The sequence below is a fragment of the Amycolatopsis sp. NPDC004625 genome, from assembly GCF_040609695.1.
Taxonomy (GTDB): domain Bacteria; phylum Actinomycetota; class Actinomycetes; order Mycobacteriales; family Pseudonocardiaceae; genus Amycolatopsis.
This window is the reverse complement of record NZ_JBEXKX010000001.1, coordinates 200,438-218,007: the sequence shown is the minus strand read 5'-3', so window position 1 is coordinate 218,007 and position 17,570 is coordinate 200,438. Positions and strand designations below refer to the sequence as shown.

The 17,570-nt window shown below is 71.8% G+C and carries 14 protein-coding genes; 6 read left to right on the top strand and 8 right to left on the bottom strand.

Annotated elements, in window-relative coordinates; genetic code table 11:
• Window positions 1–3 precede the first annotated feature (3 nt).
• The 3 genes from ABZW17_RS00995 to ABZW17_RS00985 all read right to left on the bottom strand — a co-directional run bounded on the left by ABZW17_RS00995 (window position 4) and on the right by ABZW17_RS00985 (window position 2,391).
• Window positions 4–483, bottom strand: a complete 480-nt coding sequence (locus ABZW17_RS00995; protein ID WP_354808607.1) for a cysteine dioxygenase family protein — start codon at window positions 481–483, stop codon at window positions 4–6.
• A gap of 178 nt (window positions 484–661) precedes the next feature.
• Window positions 662–1,678 (bottom strand): NAD(P)H-dependent glycerol-3-phosphate dehydrogenase, encoded by a 1,017-nt coding sequence (locus ABZW17_RS00990; protein ID WP_354808294.1) that lies wholly within the window; start codon window positions 1,676–1,678, stop codon window positions 662–664.
• Window positions 1,678–2,391 (bottom strand): lysophospholipid acyltransferase family protein, encoded by a 714-nt coding sequence (locus tag ABZW17_RS00985; protein ID WP_354808292.1) that lies wholly within the window; start codon window positions 2,389–2,391, stop codon window positions 1,678–1,680. Before ABZW17_RS00985 ends, ABZW17_RS00990 begins: the two co-directional genes overlap by 1 nt.
• Before the next feature lie 376 nt (window positions 2,392–2,767).
• Between ABZW17_RS00985 and cofC the strand changes: the two genes are divergently transcribed.
• Genes cofC through ABZW17_RS00970 form a run of 3 tightly spaced genes read left to right on the top strand, consistent with a single transcriptional unit; the run spans window position 2,768 to window position 6,765 of the window.
• Window positions 2,768–3,379, top strand: coding sequence for a 2-phospho-L-lactate guanylyltransferase (cofC, locus tag ABZW17_RS00980; RefSeq protein ID WP_354808290.1), 612 nt, complete (start codon window positions 2,768–2,770; stop codon window positions 3,377–3,379).
• A gap of 42 nt (window positions 3,380–3,421) precedes the next feature.
• Window positions 3,422–5,815 (top strand): RNA degradosome polyphosphate kinase, encoded by a 2,394-nt coding sequence (locus ABZW17_RS00975; RefSeq protein WP_354808288.1) that lies wholly within the window; start codon window positions 3,422–3,424, stop codon window positions 5,813–5,815.
• Window positions 5,812–6,765 (top strand): NUDIX hydrolase, encoded by a 954-nt coding sequence (locus ABZW17_RS00970; protein ID WP_354808286.1) that lies wholly within the window; start codon window positions 5,812–5,814, stop codon window positions 6,763–6,765. Before ABZW17_RS00975 ends, ABZW17_RS00970 begins: the two co-directional genes overlap by 4 nt.
• Before the next feature lie 141 nt (window positions 6,766–6,906).
• On the opposite strand, the gene ABZW17_RS00965 is transcribed toward ABZW17_RS00970, so the two are convergent.
• The 4 genes from ABZW17_RS00965 to leuC form a co-directional block, all read right to left on the bottom strand.
• Complete coding sequence (locus ABZW17_RS00965) at window positions 6,907–9,618, bottom strand: BTAD domain-containing putative transcriptional regulator (RefSeq protein WP_354808284.1); 2,712 nt, start codon at window positions 9,616–9,618, stop codon at window positions 6,907–6,909.
• Between the two features lie 773 nt (window positions 9,619–10,391).
• Window positions 10,392–11,075 carry an HU family DNA-binding protein gene (locus tag ABZW17_RS00960; RefSeq protein ID WP_354808282.1) on the bottom strand — a complete coding sequence of 228 codons (684 nt, stop codon included), beginning with the start codon at window positions 11,073–11,075 and terminating at the stop codon, window positions 10,392–10,394.
• A 232-nt stretch (window positions 11,076–11,307) separates the two neighbouring features.
• Window positions 11,308–11,910: a 3-isopropylmalate dehydratase small subunit gene (gene leuD / locus ABZW17_RS00955; protein WP_354808280.1), complete on the bottom strand. Its 603-nt coding sequence runs from the start codon at window positions 11,908–11,910 to the stop codon at window positions 11,308–11,310.
• 22 nt (window positions 11,911–11,932) lie between these two features.
• Window positions 11,933–13,366 (bottom strand): 3-isopropylmalate dehydratase large subunit, encoded by a 1,434-nt coding sequence (gene leuC, locus ABZW17_RS00950; protein ID WP_354808278.1) that lies wholly within the window; start codon window positions 13,364–13,366, stop codon window positions 11,933–11,935.
• Between the two features lie 141 nt (window positions 13,367–13,507).
• Here leuC and ABZW17_RS00945 point away from each other — a divergent pair, with 141 nt between their 5' ends.
• From ABZW17_RS00945 to ABZW17_RS00935, 3 genes are all read left to right on the top strand, one after another.
• Window positions 13,508–14,209 (top strand): IclR family transcriptional regulator, encoded by a 702-nt coding sequence (locus ABZW17_RS00945; protein WP_004560682.1) that lies wholly within the window; start codon window positions 13,508–13,510, stop codon window positions 14,207–14,209.
• Window positions 14,210–14,508: 299 nt separating this feature from the next.
• Window positions 14,509–14,763: a hypothetical protein gene (locus ABZW17_RS00940; protein ID WP_354808276.1), complete on the top strand. Its 255-nt coding sequence runs from the start codon at window positions 14,509–14,511 to the stop codon at window positions 14,761–14,763.
• Between the two features lie 35 nt (window positions 14,764–14,798).
• On the top strand, window positions 14,799–15,377 hold the full coding sequence (locus tag ABZW17_RS00935) for a hypothetical protein (protein ID WP_354808274.1): 579 nt from the start codon (window positions 14,799–14,801) through the stop codon (window positions 15,375–15,377).
• Window positions 15,378–15,383: 6 nt separating this feature from the next.
• On the opposite strand, the gene ABZW17_RS00930 is transcribed toward ABZW17_RS00935, so the two are convergent.
• Window positions 15,384–17,435, bottom strand: a complete 2,052-nt coding sequence (locus tag ABZW17_RS00930) for a glycoside hydrolase family 3 C-terminal domain-containing protein (RefSeq protein ID WP_354808272.1) — start codon at window positions 17,433–17,435, stop codon at window positions 15,384–15,386.
• Window positions 17,436–17,570: the final 135 nt, after the last annotated feature.

Here is a 17,570-nt window from a genome sequence, read left to right as displayed (position 1 = left end):
CGGCTAGTCGCGGATCGGCCCTTCGACCGGGTCGAGGTGGTACGGGCGCATCGCGCGGCCGGCGTCGCGGTAGACGTGGACCGAGACCGCGGGGTCCGGGCCGTCGTTGCGGACCTCGTGCACGTATCCCGGCCCGAACACCCGCGACTGCCCGGCCGCGAGGGCGTGCAGTTCGGTGACCGCGCGCCCGTCCGGCGCGCGGCGCGCCACGGCCTCCGTCAGGTGGCCGCTGACCACGGTGAACGCGCCGCTGGCGAAGGCGTGGTCGTGTAGGTCGGTGCGCTGGCCGGGCAGCCAGCCCATCAGCCACACCTCTTCTTGTTCGTCCTTCGACACCAGCGTCGCGAAGCGCTCTTCGGGGTCGTAGCGCAGCAGGTGGCGCCAGCGGTCGCGGTCGGCGGCGACCTCGAGCGCGACGCGCACCGGGTGGCGCAGGGCGGGGTTTTCGGGACGCAGCAGGGTGTTGTCCGGAACGGCGAACATGAGGGTCCTCACGGGAAGATAAGGGTGTCGAGCTGGGCCGGGGCTGGGTTCACCGACAACAGCGACACGCGCGCACGCTCGAGCGGAGGCCCATCGGGCCCCACGACTCGGACACGGCTTGCGCGAACATGCGACCAGAGTCGCAGCCGTGTCCTTCCCGGTCAAGCCGTCCCACGGATCAGGACCATTCGTGTTTCTGCGACCGTCCGAGCAGCTCGGCACCGGCCCGGCGGGGGTCGACGCCCTCGTGGCAGACGCGGTGCATGGCGTCGGTGATCGGCATGTCGACGCCGAGGCTCAGGGCGAGGGCCCGGATCGACGAGCACGACATGACGCCCTCGGCGACCTGGCCGCCGGCGGCCGCCTGCGCCTGTTCGAGGGTCTCGCCCCGGCCGAGGCGCTCCCCGAAGGTGCGGTTGCGCGAAAGCGGCGACGAGCAGGTCGCGACCAGGTCGCCGACGCCGGCGAGCCCGGCGAACGTCAGCGGGTCGGCGCCGAGCTTCGCGCCGAGCCGGGCCATTTCGGCCAGCCCGCGGGTGATGAGCGTCGCCATCGTGTTCGTGCCGAGGCCGAGGCCGGCGGCCATCCCGGTGCTGAGCGCGATGACGTTCTTGCAGGCACCGCCGAGCTCGCAGCCGACGACGTCGGTGTTGGTGTACGGGCGGAAGTAGGAGTTGGCGCAGGCCCGCTGGATCGCGACGGCCCGTTCGTGGTCAGCACAGGCCAGCACGGAGGCCGACGGCTGCCCGGCGGCGATCTCCTTGGCCAGGTTCGGCCCGGTGACGACGACGACCTCGTTCGGGTCCATGCCGACGATCTCGCCGATCACCTCGCTCATCCGCTTGAGCGTGCCGAGCTCGACGCCCTTGGCCAGGCTGACGAGGATCGCGTCGGCGGGCAGCAGCTCGCGCCACGACGTCAGGTTGGCGCGCAGGCTCTGGCTGGGCACGGCGAGGACGACGGCTTCGGCGCCTTTCGTGGCTTCCGCGGGGTTGCTGGTGGCGGTGACGGTCGCGGGCAGGGGCACGCCGGGCAGGTAGGCGTGGTTCGTGTGCCGGTCACGGATGTCTTCGGCGACCTCCTCGCGGCGCGCCCACATCGTGACGTCCCGCCCGGCGTCGCCGAGCACCTTGGCGAAGGCGGTGCCCCACGAACCGGCCCCGAGCACGGTGACCCGCTGCACGTCGGCGCGCATCAGGCCGGATCCTTCCCGGCCGGTGGCTCTTCGTGCCGGATCTCGGCGAGCAGCCGGGTGACGTCGTCCATCATGACCTTGGTGACCTCGCGCAGCTTCGAGGCGCTGCGCGTGTTGCCACCGCGGTAGGCGGAGAGGTCGAGCGGATCGCCGACGGAGTGGGTGATGGTCTTGCGCGGGAAGGGCGTGAACTTCTTCGTGTAGCCGTTGAAGATCTGACTGGTCCCCCAGCGCGCGACGGGGATGACGGGGACGTCGTTCTGCAGCGCGAGCCGCGCGGCGCCGGTGAAGGACTCCTTCGGCCAGCCGTCGGGGTCCTTGGTGATGGTGCCCTCGGGGTAGATGACGACGATCTTGCCTTCTTCGAGGGCCTGGTGAGCAGCCTTGAGACTGTCCCCGGCGGCGGCGGACCCCCGCGAGACGGGAATCTGCCCGGACCCGGAGACGATCGGCCCGAGGATCGGCGCGCGCGTCAGGCTCTCCTTGAAGAGGAACCGCGGAACCCGTTTCTGCCGGTGCACGAAGACGGCGTCGACGGCAGGATCGAGGTGCGAGATGTGGTTCATGACGAGCAGAGCGGGCCCCTGCCGCGGAATCTTTTCGGCCCCGAGGTAGACCCGCCGCGCAATGCGGGTGAGCGGGTAGAACAGTACGGCGGCGAACCCCACCCAGAAGCCACCCTTTTCACGCCGGGCCACGATCTCCTCCTCCACGTGTGACGTCCGGCGTTGATCCTGCCGCGCCGGGCTCCGGGCAGTCCAGGGAGGGTGGGTTCGAGCAGCTCGGGAGCGGTTTCGGGGTGTCGGAGGCCGGTTGGGTCCGACTGCCCGGCCTGGGTGCGGCCGCACCGGCCTGGTTACAGCCCACCCACCCACAGCCCACCCACCCACAGCCCACCCACCCACAGCCCACCCACCCAAGGGGGCCACCACCACTCGGGCCCACCCCGAAACCGACCGTATCGACCCCAGCCGACAAAACCCGCCGCCCAACCACCCCCATCCCCACCCTGTCCACAACACCCACCACCTGTGGACAACCCACCCCACCCAGCCACCCCCGCCCCCGCTTTCGGGTAAAGATGGACACGTGGACGTGGATCTGGTCGTGCCGATGAAACACCCCCGCGACGGCAAGTCGCGGCTGCGTGGCGCCGTCGCCGCACAGCGGCATCCCGGCCTCGTGCTCGCCCTCGCCGCCGACACGCTCGCCGCCGTCGTTTCGGCCGGGCGCGTTCGGCGGGTTCTGCTCGTCGCCGCCGATCCCGCGGCCGTCGGTGAGCTTGCCGAGCTCGGGATCGAAATCGTCGCCGAACCCGCCGAACGCTCCCTCAACGCCGCCTTCCGTCACGGCGAAGCCCTGCTGAAAGCCGACGATCCGGGCGCTGTCGTCGGCGCGCTCCAGGCCGATCTTCCCGCCCTCACCGCCGGCGACCTGACCGCCGCCCTCACCGAGGCCGCCGGGAACCGTGCCTTCGTCGCCGATCGCCAGGGCACCGGCACCACCCTCCTGCTGGCCGCGCCCGGCGAGCCGCTCGACCCCCGGTTCGGGCCCGGCTCGGCGCGCCAGCACGCCGCTTCCGGAGCGATCTCCCTGCGCCAGGCCCTCCCGTCCCTGCGCAGCGACGTCGACACGCCCGATGATCTCGCCCACGTGCGCGCCCTCGGTGTCGGGAAACACACTGCCGAGCTGTTCATCTGACCTTCACCGCGGCCTGCGCAATCCGGCGCCGCGTAGTGAAGAATGGGGGCCGTGAGCACAGACGACGGCGGCACGCCCGCACCGCGGAGGCGACGGAACCCGGCGAACGAATCTTCGGAGACCGCGAAGAAGACGACCGCCCGGACGAACGCGGCCAAACCGGCCGCGGCCAAGAAGGTCCCGTCGAAGTCCACGGCGCGCGACACCGCCGCCCGTGCCACCGCCGGCAAGGCGCGCACCCGCAAGACCACCGCCGCGGCGGCCACCCCGGCGACGACCCGGCGCCGCAGCACCACGCAGGGCAACGCCCGCAACGCCGAGGAGTTCCGGTCCGTCCCGTCGGCGCCGCCCGCGGTCACCACCGCGCCCGCCGCCGTCGAGACGCTGCCGGACGACCGGTACTTCAACCGCGAGCTGTCGTGGCAGGACTTCAACGCCCGCGTGCTCGCGCTGGCCGAGGACGAGTCGCAGCCACTGCTGGAGCGGGCCAAGTTCCTCGCCATCTTCGCGTCCAATCTGGACGAGTTCTACATGGTGCGCGTCGCCGGGCTGAAGCGCCGTGACGAGACGGGCCTGCTGGTCCGCAGCGCGGACGGCCTCACCCCGCGTGAGCAGCTCGGCTACATCGCCAAGCGCAACCAGGACCTGGTCGAGCGGCAGACCGGCGCGTTCGAGAAGCACCTGCGCCCGCAGCTGGCCGAGGAGGACATCCACCTGGTCGGCTGGGCCGACCTGGCCGGCGCCGACCAGCTCCGGCTGTCCAGCTACTTCTCCGAGCAGATCTTCCCGGTCCTGACGCCGCTGGCCGTCGACCCGGCGCACCCGTTCCCCTACATTTCGGGCCTTTCGCTCAACCTCGCGGTGACGGTCCGCGACCCGGAGGGCGGCACCGAGCGCTTCGCCCGCGTGAAAGTTCCGAGCAACGTGCCGCGCCTGATGCGCGTCGAGACCGAGCGCACCAGCCGGACGGCGACGTTCCTCCCCCTCGAAGAGCTCATCGCCGCCCACCTGGGTGAGCTGTTCACCGGCATGGACGTCACCGAGCACCACGTCTTCCGCGTCACCCGCAACGCCGACTTCGAGGTCGACGAAGACCGTGACGAGGACCTCCTGCAGGCCCTCGAGCGCGAGCTGGCGCAGCGCCGCTTCGGCCCGCCGGTGCGCCTCGAGGTCGCGCAGGACATGAGCGAGCACATGCTCGAGCTGCTGCTGCGCGAGCTGGACGTCGACCCGGCCGACGTCGTCGAGGTGCCCGGCCTGCTCGACCTGACCTGCCTGCACCAGCTGTCCGCTGTGGACCGCAAGGAGCTGAAGGACCGGCCGTTCGTCCCGGCGACGCACCCGGCGTTCGGCGAGCGCGAGACGCCGAAGAGCGTGTTCGCGACGCTGCGCGAGGGCGACGTCCTGGTGCACCACCCGTACGACTCGTTCTCGACGAGCGTGCAGCGCTTCATCGAGCAGGCGGCGGCCGACTCGAAGGTCCTCGCGATCAAGCAGACGCTGTACCGGACGTCCGGTGACTCCCCGATCGTCGACGCGCTGATCGACGCCGCCGAGGCGGGCAAGCAGGTCGTCGCGCTGGTCGAGATCAAGGCGCGGTTCGACGAGCAGGCCAACATCACCTGGGCGCGGACGCTGGAACGCGCGGGCGTGCACGTCGTCTACGGCCTGGTCGGTTTGAAGACACACTGCAAGGTGTCGATGATCGTGCGCCAGGAGGGCTCGACCATCCGCCGCTACTGCCACATCGGCACCGGCAACTACAACCCGAAGACAGCGCGGCTGTACGAGGACATCGGCCTGTTCACCGCCGACCCGAGCATCGGCGCGGACGTCACCGATCTGTTCAACGTGCTGACCGGCTACTCGCGGCAGGACACCTACCGGACGATCCTGACGTCGCCGCACGGCATCCGCCGCGGCATCGTGCGCGCGATCGGCGAGGAGATCGAGCTGGCGCGGGCCGGGCAGGACGCCGGGATCCGGATCAAGTGCAACTCGCTGGTCGACGAGCAGGTCATCGACGCGCTCTACCACGCGTCGCAGGCCGGGGTGCCGGTCGAGATCGTGGTGCGCGGCATCTGCACGCTCAAGCCCGGCGTCGAAGGGTTGTCGGAAAACATCCACGTCCGCTCGATCCTCGGCCGCTTCCTGGAGCACTCGCGGATCTTCAACTTCCGCGCCGGCGGCACGCACTGGATCGGCAGCGCGGACATGATGCACCGCAACCTGGACCGCCGGATCGAGGCGCTGGTCCGCGTCAAGGACCCGAAACTGACCGCCCAGCTCGACAACATCTTCGAGTCGGCGCTGGACCCGGCGACCCGCTGCTGGGTGCTGACGGCGAGCGGCGAGTGGTCACCGTTCCCGGCCGACGGCTCGCGCGTGCGCGACCACCAGCTGGAGCTGGCGAAGCTGCACGGGGCCGCCGGATGACCCAGGAGGTACGGGCGGCCGGCGCGGTGCTGTGGCGCGTCGCCGGAGGGGAGACGGAAGTCGCCCTGGTGCACCGCCCGCGGTACGACGACTGGTCGTTGCCGAAGGGAAAACTCGACCCGGGCGAGACGACCGCGGAGGCGGCGGTCCGGGAAGTGCGGGAGGAGACCGGCTTCGCAGCGGTCCTGGGCCGTTACCTGACCCGGACGGCGTACCCGGTGCCGTCGAAGAACGGTTCCGGGACGGTCCCGAAGACCGTGGACTACTTCGCGGCGGAAGCGGTCTCCGGCGATTTCGAGCCGAACGACGAGGTCGACGAGCTGCGCTGGCTCGACCCGGCGACGGCCGAGAAAGCGCTGACGCGGCCCGAGGACGTCCGGGTGCTTCGGTCGTTCTGCGAGCTGCCGGTGGGCCTGACGTCGGTGCTGCTGGTCCGCCACGCGAAGGCGGGCAAGCGCGACGAGTGGCGAGGCGACGACGACCTCCGCCCGTTGTCGGAAGCAGGACAACGCCAGGCGGCGGCCCTGCGCCGGGTGCTGACGTTGTTCGGACCGGACCGGGTGCTGTCGGCACCGCGCCTGCGGTGCGTGCAGACGGTCCACGGAGTGGCGGACGACCTGCGCGCCGACGTGCGCCACGAGCCGCTGTTGTCGGAAGAAGGCTACTGGCCGGACCCGGTCCTGGGCGTGGCCCGACTGCTGGCCTTGGCGGGCGACGGCGGCACCCCGGTGGTGTGCAGCCAGGGCGGCGTGATCCCGGACCTGGTGAGCACCCTGGCCGACCGCGACGGCGTGGAGATCGCGGCCGCCCGGGGCGGAGTGGTCCCGAGCAAGAAGGGCTCGTTCTGGGTGTTGTCGTTCCGCCCGCCAACGGCCGAAGAAGGCCCGGTGCTGCTGGCGGCGGACTACCACCCGAGCGCCCTGCCGGCCCCGTCGCCGAGCCGCTCCTGACCGGTTGGCGGTCGCGGGACAAGAACGCACGACGCCCGCGAGCCCGATCCGAGGCTGCCGGAAAACCTCCAACACCACGAGACAGCGGCATGACAGTCGATCTTGGTGTACTTGATCCGGGTCCCGCTGGGCTGCGCCGGGCTAGGGGTACGGCGCATCCCCGGGCGAGGGGTTTTCTGTCGGCACCGTGGCCAGCAGGGTCTGGATCTCCGCGACGCGGGGGTCGCCGAGGCGCTGGCTGACCGTCAGCGCCTCGGCCCAGTGACCGCTCGCTTCCCGGGCCCGGCCCGTGCGGTGCTTGAGGCGGCCGAGGGTGATCTGGACGTCGATCGTGCCGTAGTCGGCGTTCAGTTCCTTCAGCTCGGCGAGCGCGGCGAGCCCGGCGCTTTCCGCCTCGTCGTGCCGGCCGGCGCCTTCGAGCGCTTCGGCGACGTTTCCCAGCGCCAGCGCCGCGTGGTAGCGGTCGCCGAGTTCCGCGAACGCCTCGTGGGCGGCCCGGGCCGCTTCGGCCGCGTGGTCGAAATCGTGCAAGCCGATACGGCTCGCGCTGACGTTCAGGAGGGCGTGCGGGACGAACGTGCGCTGCCCGTTGTCGCGGGCCAAGCGCACCGCCTGGAGCGCATGGCGTTCCGCCTTCGCGTATTCGGCGCGGACGTAGTAGGCGCCGGCCAGGTTGGACACGATCGCCACCGCCAGCGCCGTGCCGTCGCCCGCCTCGGACGCCGCGCGCGCTTCCTCCAGGGCTTCGAGCGCCTTGTCGGGCTGCAGCGTGCGCAGGTAGGCCGAGCCGAGGTTGTTGGCGCTGTACTGGAGGCCGGTGTTGTCGCCGGCGGCGCGGGTGGCGGCGACCGCCGTGCGCGCGGTGGTGATCCAGTCGTCGCGGTCGTGGCGTTCGGCGAAGAAGCCGCGCAGGAGCCAGGCCAGCTTCCAGGCGTGCGCGGTCCAGCCGTGGCCGGCGGCGATGCCGACCAGCGCCGTCAGGGCCTGTCGTTCGGTCGTGTACCAGGCGATCGTCTGCTCGTGCTGTGCGAACCGGACGGCGGCCAGCGGCGCCGGGTCGAGCGTGATGTCCTCGGTGAGCAGGTCCGGGCGGACGAGTTTGTTCGCTTCCGCGACACTCGCGAGGTACCAGTCGACGAGCCGGCGCAGCGCGGCTTCGCGCTCGGCCGCGGTCGTCTCCGTTTCGACGAGTTCGGCGGCGTAGACGCGCAGGAGGTCGTGGAACTGGTAGCGGTCGGTGCCGGGCTGGTTGAGCAGGTGGGCGGCGGCGAGCTGGTCGGCGAGTTCGCGGGCTTCGCGCAGGTCGGCCCCGGCGAGCGCGGCGGCCGACGACAGGTTGAAGCCGTGCCCGGGGTGCAGCCCGAGCAGCCGGAAGAAGCGGGCGGCGGCCGGGCGCAGGGCCTTGTACGACCAGGAGAACGCGGCCCGCAGGTCGGTGCCGGCGTCTTCCGGGTCGCGCAGGGTGTCGAGCCGCAGCCGCTGGTCACGGAGTTCTTCGACGATCCCGGCGAGCGAAACGCCGGAGAACCGGGAAGCGCGTTCTCCGGCCAGGGCCAGCGCCAGCGGCAGCCGGCCGCAGAGCTGGACGAGCTCGGCGACGGCGTCGGGCTCGGCGGCGAGCCGGTGCGACCCGACGCTGCCGGCGAGCAGCGCGGTGGCGTCGCGGTCGTCGAACGACCGCAGCGCGATGCGGCGGGCGCCGTCGCGGGCGACGAGGCCGCGCAGCTGGTTCCGGCTGGTCACCACGACCAGGTTGCCGGGCCCCGGCAGCAGCGGGCGGACCTGGTCGGCGTCGCGGGCGTTGTCGAGCAGCATCAGGGTGCGGCTGCCCGCCAGCCTGCTGCGCAGCAGCGCCGACCGTTCCTCCACTGTGGAAGGCAGGGTTTCCGGCGGGACGCCGAGGGCGCGGAGGAAGCCGGCCAGCGCGGCGCCGGGCGCGACCGGCGTTTCGGCGGAGTGGCCGCGCAGGTCGAGGAACAGCTGGCCGCCGGGGAAGCGGTCGCGGACGCGGTGGGACCAGTGCACGGCCAGCGACGTCTTCCCGACACCCGCGGTGCCCTCGATGACGACGACGCCGGAGGCGCCACCGGGCGGCAGCCGGTCGAGTTCGGCGAGTTCGGGGCCGCGGCCGGTGAAGCCGGCGACGTCGAAGGGCAGCTGCCGCGGCACAGTGTGCACAGTCGGCCCGGCGTCGGCGGCGAGCAGTTCGGCGTGCAGCCGGCGGAGGTCTTCGCCCGGTTCGACGCCGAGTTCGTCGGCCAGCAACGCGCGCAACCCGGCGTAGCGCGCCAACGCTTCGGCGCGGCGCCCGGAGCGGGCCAGGGCGCGGACCAGCCGTTCCCACAACGACTCCCGCAGCGGGTGCTGCGCGACGAGGTCGGTCAGTTCGGCGACGAGCCGCGCATCGGGGACGAGCCCGGCGTCGAGGTCGATGCGCTGTTCGACGGCGAAGAGGTACCGCTCGGTCAGCAGCGGCCCCCATTCGGCGGCGAGCGCGGGAGAGCCGACGCCTTCGAGCGGGACACCGCCCCAGGAGTCGAGGGCGGCGGTGAGCAGTTCCCGCCGGCGGGCGGGTTCGGCGGCGGCCGCGGCCTGGTCGAGGGTGTGGAGGAAGTGCAGGGCGTCCACCCGGGACGGGTCGACGACCAGCCGGTAGCCGTCCGGTGCGGTGCCGACGGTGTCTTCGCCGCAGAGCCGGCGCAGGCGCATGACGTAGGTTTGCAGGCTGCCGCGGATGTGCGCGGGCGGCGTTTCGCCCCAGACCCCGCGGGCGAGGGCATCGATGGAGACGAGGCGCCCGGCGGAGAGGGCGAGGGTGGCGAGCAGCGCGCGTTGCCGGGAACTGGTCAGCACGACCGGCGAACCGTCGACGAGCACCTGGAACGGGCCGAGCAGCCGGATGTCGATGGTGGTCGCCCCCAGGTTCGCCTCGCCCCGCCGGCCCCGCCGGACGCGGGCCAGGAACGCAGCGTGGCATCACTCGGCCGGGCGCTCAAGCAACTTTGGGAAATTGGACGGAACCGGTCCCGGGACGCACGTTGGGCCGAGCGGGTGGCGAACGACCCCGATTCGGTGGCCGGCGTAACTTTGGGCAATCACTGCCCAGGCGCCCGAGGGGTCGGCTCGCGTACCCGGACGGTCGGCTCGCGTACCCGGACAGTCGGCTCGCGTACCCGGACAGTCGGCTCGCGTACCGGGAGGGTCGGCTCGCGGGCGGGCACGTTCGAACCGCTCGGCCGGCGACCGGTTCGCACGCCTTGGCTCTCGGTTCGCCGGCGGCCACCCACTTAGCGGGCCGACCGCCCGGGTACGCGAACCGACCATTCCGGTTCACGAGCCGACCATCGGACTACGCGAGCCGACCGTCCTGGTGCGCGAGCCGACCATCCGGGTGCGCGAACCGGCCACTGCAGTTCGCAGATCGAAAGCAAGCTGGACTCCGGGGGCGCGGATCGCTTCTGCCGCACTGGCACAGGCCCGGACATGCGAAAGGACCTGGCAATGCAGCAAGGCCCCGCGCAACTCGCGCGGGGCCCTGCTGAATCTTTGCTCGCCCAACAGGAGGTCGCCCCCCCAGGGGACCCCCTGATTTCACGTTACCGCAGGGGTACGACAGTTTCCGGTGGTCAGGCCTTCTTCGCCGCCGTCGAGGTCCGCTTGGCCGGGGCCTTGGCCGCGGTCGTCTTGCGAGCCGTGGCTGGCTTCGCCGCCGTGGTCGCCTTTGCCGCCGTGGCCGGCTTCGCCGCTGTGGTCGCCTTCGCCGCCGTCGTCTTCGACGCCGTTGTGCGGGCCGTCGTCGACTTGGCCGGGGCTGCCTTTGCCCGGGTCGTCGTTGCCTTCGGGGCCGCCTTCGGGGCCGTTGTCCTCGTCGTTGCCGGCTTGGCCGCCGCCGTGCGGGTGCGCGTTGTCGTTGTCCTCGTCGCGGCCGGCTTGGCCGCCGTTGTGCGGGATGTCGTTGCGCGCGTTGTCGTTGCCGCCGCCGTGCGGGTGCTCGTTGTCGTGCGCTTGGCCGGGGTTGCCTTCGGCAGCTTCTTCGCGCCGGAAACGACGTCCTTGAACGTGGTTCCCGCGCGGAAGGCCGGCACGTTCGTTTTCTTCACCCGGACCGCTTCGCCGGTGCGCGGGTTGCGGGCCGTCCGGGCGGCGCGGGCGCGTTTCTCGAACACGCCGAAGCCCGTGATGTTGACCTTTTCGCCCTTGTTGACCGTCCGGATGATGATGTCGACCAGACCGTCGACCGCCTCGGAAGCGGCCTTCTTGTCGCCCAGACGCTCCGTCAGCGCCTCGATCAGCTGGGCCTTGTTGGCCATGTCCAGTCCTCCAGGAAGGCTCCACGGCCGCGTCGGCCGGCTAGCGACACGGTATTACCAAGGCAGCCCAAATTCCAAACGGCACGCGGAACTTTCCCTTGCCCCGGGACGGGTTCCGCCTCGCGCAACACCCCGGTAAAAGGGCCTGCGGAGGGCCGTTTGGCACGCGAAAAAAGCTCCGGAAACGGGACAGGATCCCTTGCCACACAAGGGATCCCGCCCCGAAACCAGGCTAGCCGGCCGCCACCGGTGTCGTCGTCGGCTTCCAGGACGGGCGGCCCGCCTCGAAGCTGTCGATCTCACCGGCATGGCGCAACGTGAGAGCGATGTCGTCGAGGCCCTCCAGCAGCCGCCAGCGGACGTAGTCGTCGATCTGGAAGGGCGCGGTGAAGTCCTTGGCGCGCACGGTCTTGGTCTGGAGGTCGACCGTGACCTCGGTGCCGGGCTCGTTCTCGAGCAGCTTCCAGAGCAGTTCGACGTCGTGCTGCTCGCACTGGGCGGCCACCAAGCCGCCCTTGCCGGAGTTGCCGCGGAAGATGTCGGCGAACCGGGCGGAGATGACGACCCGGAAGCCGTAGTCCATCAGCGCCCAGACGGCGTGCTCGCGGGAGGAACCGGTTCCGAAGTCCGGCCCCGCGACCAGCACGCTTCCGTTCCGGAACGGCTCGGAGTTGAGGATGAAGTTCTCGTCGCCGCGCCAGGCCGCGAACAGGCCGTCTTCGAAGCCGGTCCGGGTCACCCGCTTGAGGTAGACCGCGGGGATGATCTGGTCGGTGTCCACGTTGGACCGGCGCAGCGGGACGCCGACGCCGGTGTGCTGGGTGAACGGTTCCATGGCGATAGCTCCTCGAAAAGGGTCAGCGGGCGGCGGTCAGCAGGTCTTCCGGCGACGACAGCGTGCCCCGGACGGCCGTGGCGGCGGCCACCAGCGGCGACACCAGGTGCGTCCGGCCGCCCTTGCCCTGCCGGCCCTCGAAGTTGCGGTTCGACGTCGACGCGCTGCGCTCCCCCGGCTTCAGCTGGTCCGGGTTCATGCCGAGGCACATCGAACAGCCCGCCTGGCGCCACTCGGCGCCCGCCTCGGTGAAGACCTGGTCGAGCCCCTCGGCCTCGGCGGCCTTGCGGACCCGCATCGAGCCGGGAACCACCAGCATCCGGACCGAGTCCGCCACTTTCCGCCCCCGCAGCACCTCGGCGGCGGCCCGCAGGTCCTCGATCCGGCCGTTGGTGCAGGAGCCGAGGAAGACGGTGTCGACGGAGATCTCCCGCAGCGGTGTGCCCGGCTTCAGGTCCATATAGGACAGGGCTTTTTCAGCGGCGATGCGGTCGTTCTCGTCCGCGATCCGCTCCGGGTCGGGCACCTCGGCGCCCAGCGGGAGCCCCTGGCCGGGGTTGGTGCCCCAGGTCACGAACGGCGTCAGCTCGCTCGCGTTCAGGTGCACCTCGGCGTCGAACTCGGCACCGTCGTCGGTGCGCAGCTGCCGCCAGTTCTCGACCGCCGCGTCCCAGTCCGCGCCCTGCGGCGCGTGCGCGCGGCCCTTCAGGTACTCGAACGTCGTCTCGTCCGGCGCGATCATCCCGGCGCGGGCGCCGGCCTCGATCGACATGTTGCAGACGGTCATCCTGGCCTCCATCGAGAGGGCCTCGATGGCCGAGCCGCGGTACTCCAGGATGTAGCCCTGGCCACCGCCGGTGCCGATCTTCGCGATCACCGCGAGGATGATGTCCTTCGCCGTGACGGACTCGCCGACTGTGCCCTCAACGGTGATCGCCATCGTCTTGAAGGGACGCAGCGGCAGCGTCTGGGTCGCCATGACGTGCTCGACCTCCGACGTGCCGATGCCGAAGGCGATGGCGCCGAACGCGCCGTGCGTGGAGGTGTGGCTGTCGCCGCAGACCACGGTCATGCCGGGCTGGGTCAGGCCGAGCTGCGGGCCGATGACGTGCACGATGCCCTGCTCGGCGTCACCCATCGGGTGCAGCCGGACACCGAACTCCTTGCAGTTGCGGCGAAGGGTGTCGACCTGGGTGCGCGAGACCGGATCGGCGATGGGGAGCTCGATGTCGACGGTCGGGACGTTGTGGTCCTCGGTCGCGATGGTCAGGTCGGGGCGGCGCAGCGGCCGCCCGGCCAGGCGGAGGCCGTCGAAGGCCTGCGGGCTGGTGACTTCGTGCAGCAGGTGGAGGTCGATGTAGAGCAGGTCCGGTTCGGCGCCTTCGCCTCGGCGCACGAGGTGGCTTTCCCACACCTTCTCCGCCAGCGTGCGGGCCTTGCCGGTCGGGCTGGTCATCTCCGGCTCCTTCCACGGTTCGTCGACGAACTCGGGCGCGCACCTGCGAGCGGGATGCGAGCCGCGAAGGAGGGCGCAGCTCGAGTTCAGGGTTTTCCCAGATGCTGGACTTCCCAAAGTGCGGGACGCTAGTATCGGGTCGTGGGACAGCATAGCGGTATCGGAGTACTGGACAAAGCAGTGGCCGTCCTGCAGGCGGTCGCGGACGACCCCTGCGGCCTCGCGGAACTGTGCACCCGGACGGGCCTCCCCCGGGCCACGGCGCACCGGCTCGCGGTCGGCCTGGAGGTGCACCGGCTGCTGCGCCGAGGTCCGGACGGCCGCTGGCGCCCCGGTACGGCACTGGCCGAGCTGGCGGGCGGTTCGACCGACCCCCTCCTCGACGCGGCGGGCGTGGTCCTGCCGAAGCTGCGCGACGTGACGGGCGAAAGCGTCCAGCTGTACCGGCGCGACGGAGTCCAGCGCGTGTGCGTTTCGACGGCCGAGCCCCCGAGCGGCCTGCGCGACACGGTGCCGGTGGGTTCCCGCCTCCCGATGACGGCGGGCTCGGGCGCCAAGGTCCTCGCGGCCTGGGCGGACCCGCACACCCAGCGAACGATCCTGGCGGACGCGGTCTTCGGCGAGCGAACGCTCCTGGAAGTCCGGCGACGAGGCTGGGCGCAGAGCGTGGCCGAGCGAGAGCCGGGAGTGGCCAGCATTTCGGCCCCCGTACGCGACTCGGCGGGCACGGTGGTGGCCGCGGTCTCGGTCTCCGGCCCGATCGAGCGGATAGGCCGCAAACCAGGAGCACGCTGGGCAGCAGACCTCCTGGCCGCAGCGGACGCACTGCAAGAACGCCTCTGACAGACAGCCGCGCACGAGCAGCACACCGAGCGGCACCCAGGCGGGGGAGAACCCCCGGAAGGCGAAAACCGGACAGGACCACACGCCACCCAGACCCCCCGCAACCCCGATCCGAAGCCAGAACACGGCCGGCCGTAGTCACAATCGGGCTTCGGGGTGGCGACCCAGTAGCACGGCCGAACGGCGAAGATGACGCCCAGATCACCGCCGTGCACCTTTTCGGGTGACCCTCCCCGAAACCGCGTACTCAGTGACCGCCGTCACGTCTCCTTGTCACCAGCACCACAAAGGGGGAGACCATGATCACCGAACTGAGCCGCCGCGCCCTGGCGATGCTGCGGGCCGTCGGGGCCGGGCGGGCCGAGCTGACCTGCAGCTGCGAACCCGACCTCCGCGTCGACGGCCTGCCGTGCTGCGACCAGGCCACCGCCCACCAGCTCGCCCGGGCCGGGCTGATCCGGCCGGCGCGGGTCGTCGCCGTCGGGCAGTGGACGCGGGCCGAGCTGACCGAAGACGGCCGGCTCGCGCTGGACGACACGCTCGCCGCCGCCTGACGCAACCTTCCGGGCCGCTCGCGCGTGTATCTCCCGTGAGGATCGTTGCGGCGCTGCTCGGCGCCGGCCTGCTGCTGACCGCCTGCGAGCGCACCCCGGCCGAAGTTCCGCCGTCCCACTACCTGAGCCCGGTCGTCACCATCCCGCCCTCGCCGCTCGCCGACCCGAACCTGGTGCGCTGGATGGACGGCTTCTGCACCGCGGTCCACGGCTACCGCGACCGCGCCCGCCGCGAGGCCGACCCCACCCGGCCGCTGCCCCGCACGGCCGCCGAGGCGCAGCAGCAGCTCGGCGCGGACCTGGGCGGGATGGCCGCCCGCACCGGCGAGGTCGTCGGCAAGCTGGACGCCCTGTCCGCCGCGCCGGTACCGGCCGCCGAGACCGCGCGCCGGGCGTTCGTCGCGAAGTTCTCGAAAGCCCGCGATCGCGCGGCGGCGGCGAAGACCCGGCTCGACCGCGCGAAGCCGGGCGACCAGGCGTCCCCGGGCCCGGCGGCCGAAGCCCTCGAGCAGGCGCAGCAGGACATCGAGGGCACCTACGACCCGGTCGGCGCGGTGACGGCGTCGCCGGAGCTGATGCTCGCCGCCGACAACGCGCCGGGCTGCAAGTCCTGAGACCCGTCATCGCGCGAGCGGAGCCTGCAGCGGCAGTGACCGCGACGAGCCGCCCACGGACACCGTGAACCCGCCCCGCACCGGCTGCCACGCGTGGTGGCCGGTGTCCCAGACCGAGAAATCACGCGCGTCCAGCCGGATCGTCACCCGCTGGGACTGCCCCGGGGCCAGGACGACCCGCGAGAACCCCTTCAGCTGCCGCGGGGGCTCGCCCGCGGCCGCCGGGAAACCCAGGTAGAGCTGCGCGACCTCGGCGCCTTCGCGGTGGCCCGTGTTCCGCACCGTGAACGTCGCCGTGGCGCCGTCGGCGGTGGTGCGCACCTTCAGGTCCGAGTAGCCGAACGTCGTGTACGACAGGCCGTGGCCGAACGGGAACAGCGGGGTGCGGCCCTGTGCGTCGAACCAGCGGTAGCCGACCTGCAGGCCCTCCGAGTACGTCGCCACCCCGTCGACGCCCGGGAACTGCGCCGGCGTGTTCGCCGGGGTGTCGGCGTCCGCCGCCGGGAACGTGATCGGCAGCTTGCCCGACGGGTTGACGTCGCCGAAGAGCACCGCCGCCACCGCCGCGCCGTCCTGCTGGCCGGGGTACCACGCCTGGAGGATCGCCGGCACGCGCGACGCCCACGGCATGAGCACCGGGCCGCCGCTCTTCACCACGACGACCGTGTGCGGGTTCGCCTCGGCGACCGCCGCCACCAGGGCGTCCTGGGTGCCGTCCAGGGCCAGGCTCGGCCGGTCCTTGCCCTCGGTCTCGTTGTCCCCGACCATCACCACGCTGACGTCGGCGGTGCGGGCCAGCGCGGCCGCGCGCGCCACGTCGCTGCCGTCGTCGAGCGACACGCGAGCACCGGGAACGCGCTGCTGCAGGCCCGGCAGCGGGTCCACTGTGGACGTCGGGATGACGGCCGAGCTGCCCCCGCCGCCGGTCTTGGCCTTGGTGGCGAACGGCCCGATGAGCGCGATCGAGCGCACGCCCGGGTCGAGCGGGAGCTGGGCGTGTTCGTTGCGCAGCAGCACCATGCCGCGTTCGGCGAACTCCTTCGCGGCGGCGTCGTGCTGCGCGGTGGGCAGCGGGGTGAGCACCGGCGGGTGGTCGAACTGGCCGAAGGCGAACATCGTGCGGAACCGCGGCAGCAGCAGCTCGTCGACCCGCCGTTCGGTGACCTGCCCGGCCAGCACGGCCTGCTTCAGCTTGTCGCCGTACCAGGTGCCGTCGATCATTTCGAGGTTCATGCCCGCGTTCGCCGAGCCGACGGTGCTGTGCGCGGCACCCCAGTCCGACTGGACGAACCCCTTGAACCCCCAGTCGTCGCGCAGCTTGCCCTGCAGCAACGCCGGGTTCTCGCACATGAAGACGCCGTTGATCTTCGGGAACGCGCACATCACCGAGCCCGCGCGCCCTTCGGTGACCGCCTGCTCGAAGTGCGGCAGGTAGATCTCGTTGAGCGTCCGCTCGTCGATGTGCTCGTCGATGGTGAAGCGCTGGGTCTCCTGGTTGTTCGCCGCGTAGTGCTTGACCTCGGCGATGGTGCCGTTCTCCTGGATGCCGCGGATGTCGGCGGCGGCCAGCGTGCCGGCGAGCACCGGGTCCTCCCCCATGCCCTCGAACGTCCGGCCGTTGCGCGGGACGCGGGCCATGTTGATGTCCGGCCCCTCGGACACGTTGTGCGCGAGCGCGCGGGTCTCGTCGCCGACCAGGCGGCCGTAGCGGCGGGCGAGGCCGGTGTCGAACGTCGACGCCAGCGCCATCGTGGCCGGCAGGGCGGTCGCCGGTTTCTGCGGTTTGTCGTCGGCCGGGCCCATGCCCGCCGGGCCGTTGGCGATGCGGAACCCGGGCACGCCCAGCCGCGGGATCGGCGGCACGAACCGCTGGTGCTCGGCGTCGGGCTGCAGGTGCAGCTGGGAGATCTTCTCGTCGAGCGTCATCGCGGCGACGAGCTCCGCGGCCCGGCGGTCGGGTGACTGACGCGCGTCACGCCAGGGTTGCGCGGCCGCGGCCGCGGGTGTTGCCAGCGACAACCCCAGGGCCACGACGAGAACGAGCGGGCCGGTGCGCATCGAGTCTCCCTCGGCACGAGGTGGGAACCAACGGCGGCCAAGCTAACCCATACGTGACAAGGAAACATAGACGCGATCCGTGTTCACGTACTTGAATTTCGCAGAGGTCTTGACCATTTCCCCGGCTCAACGCGG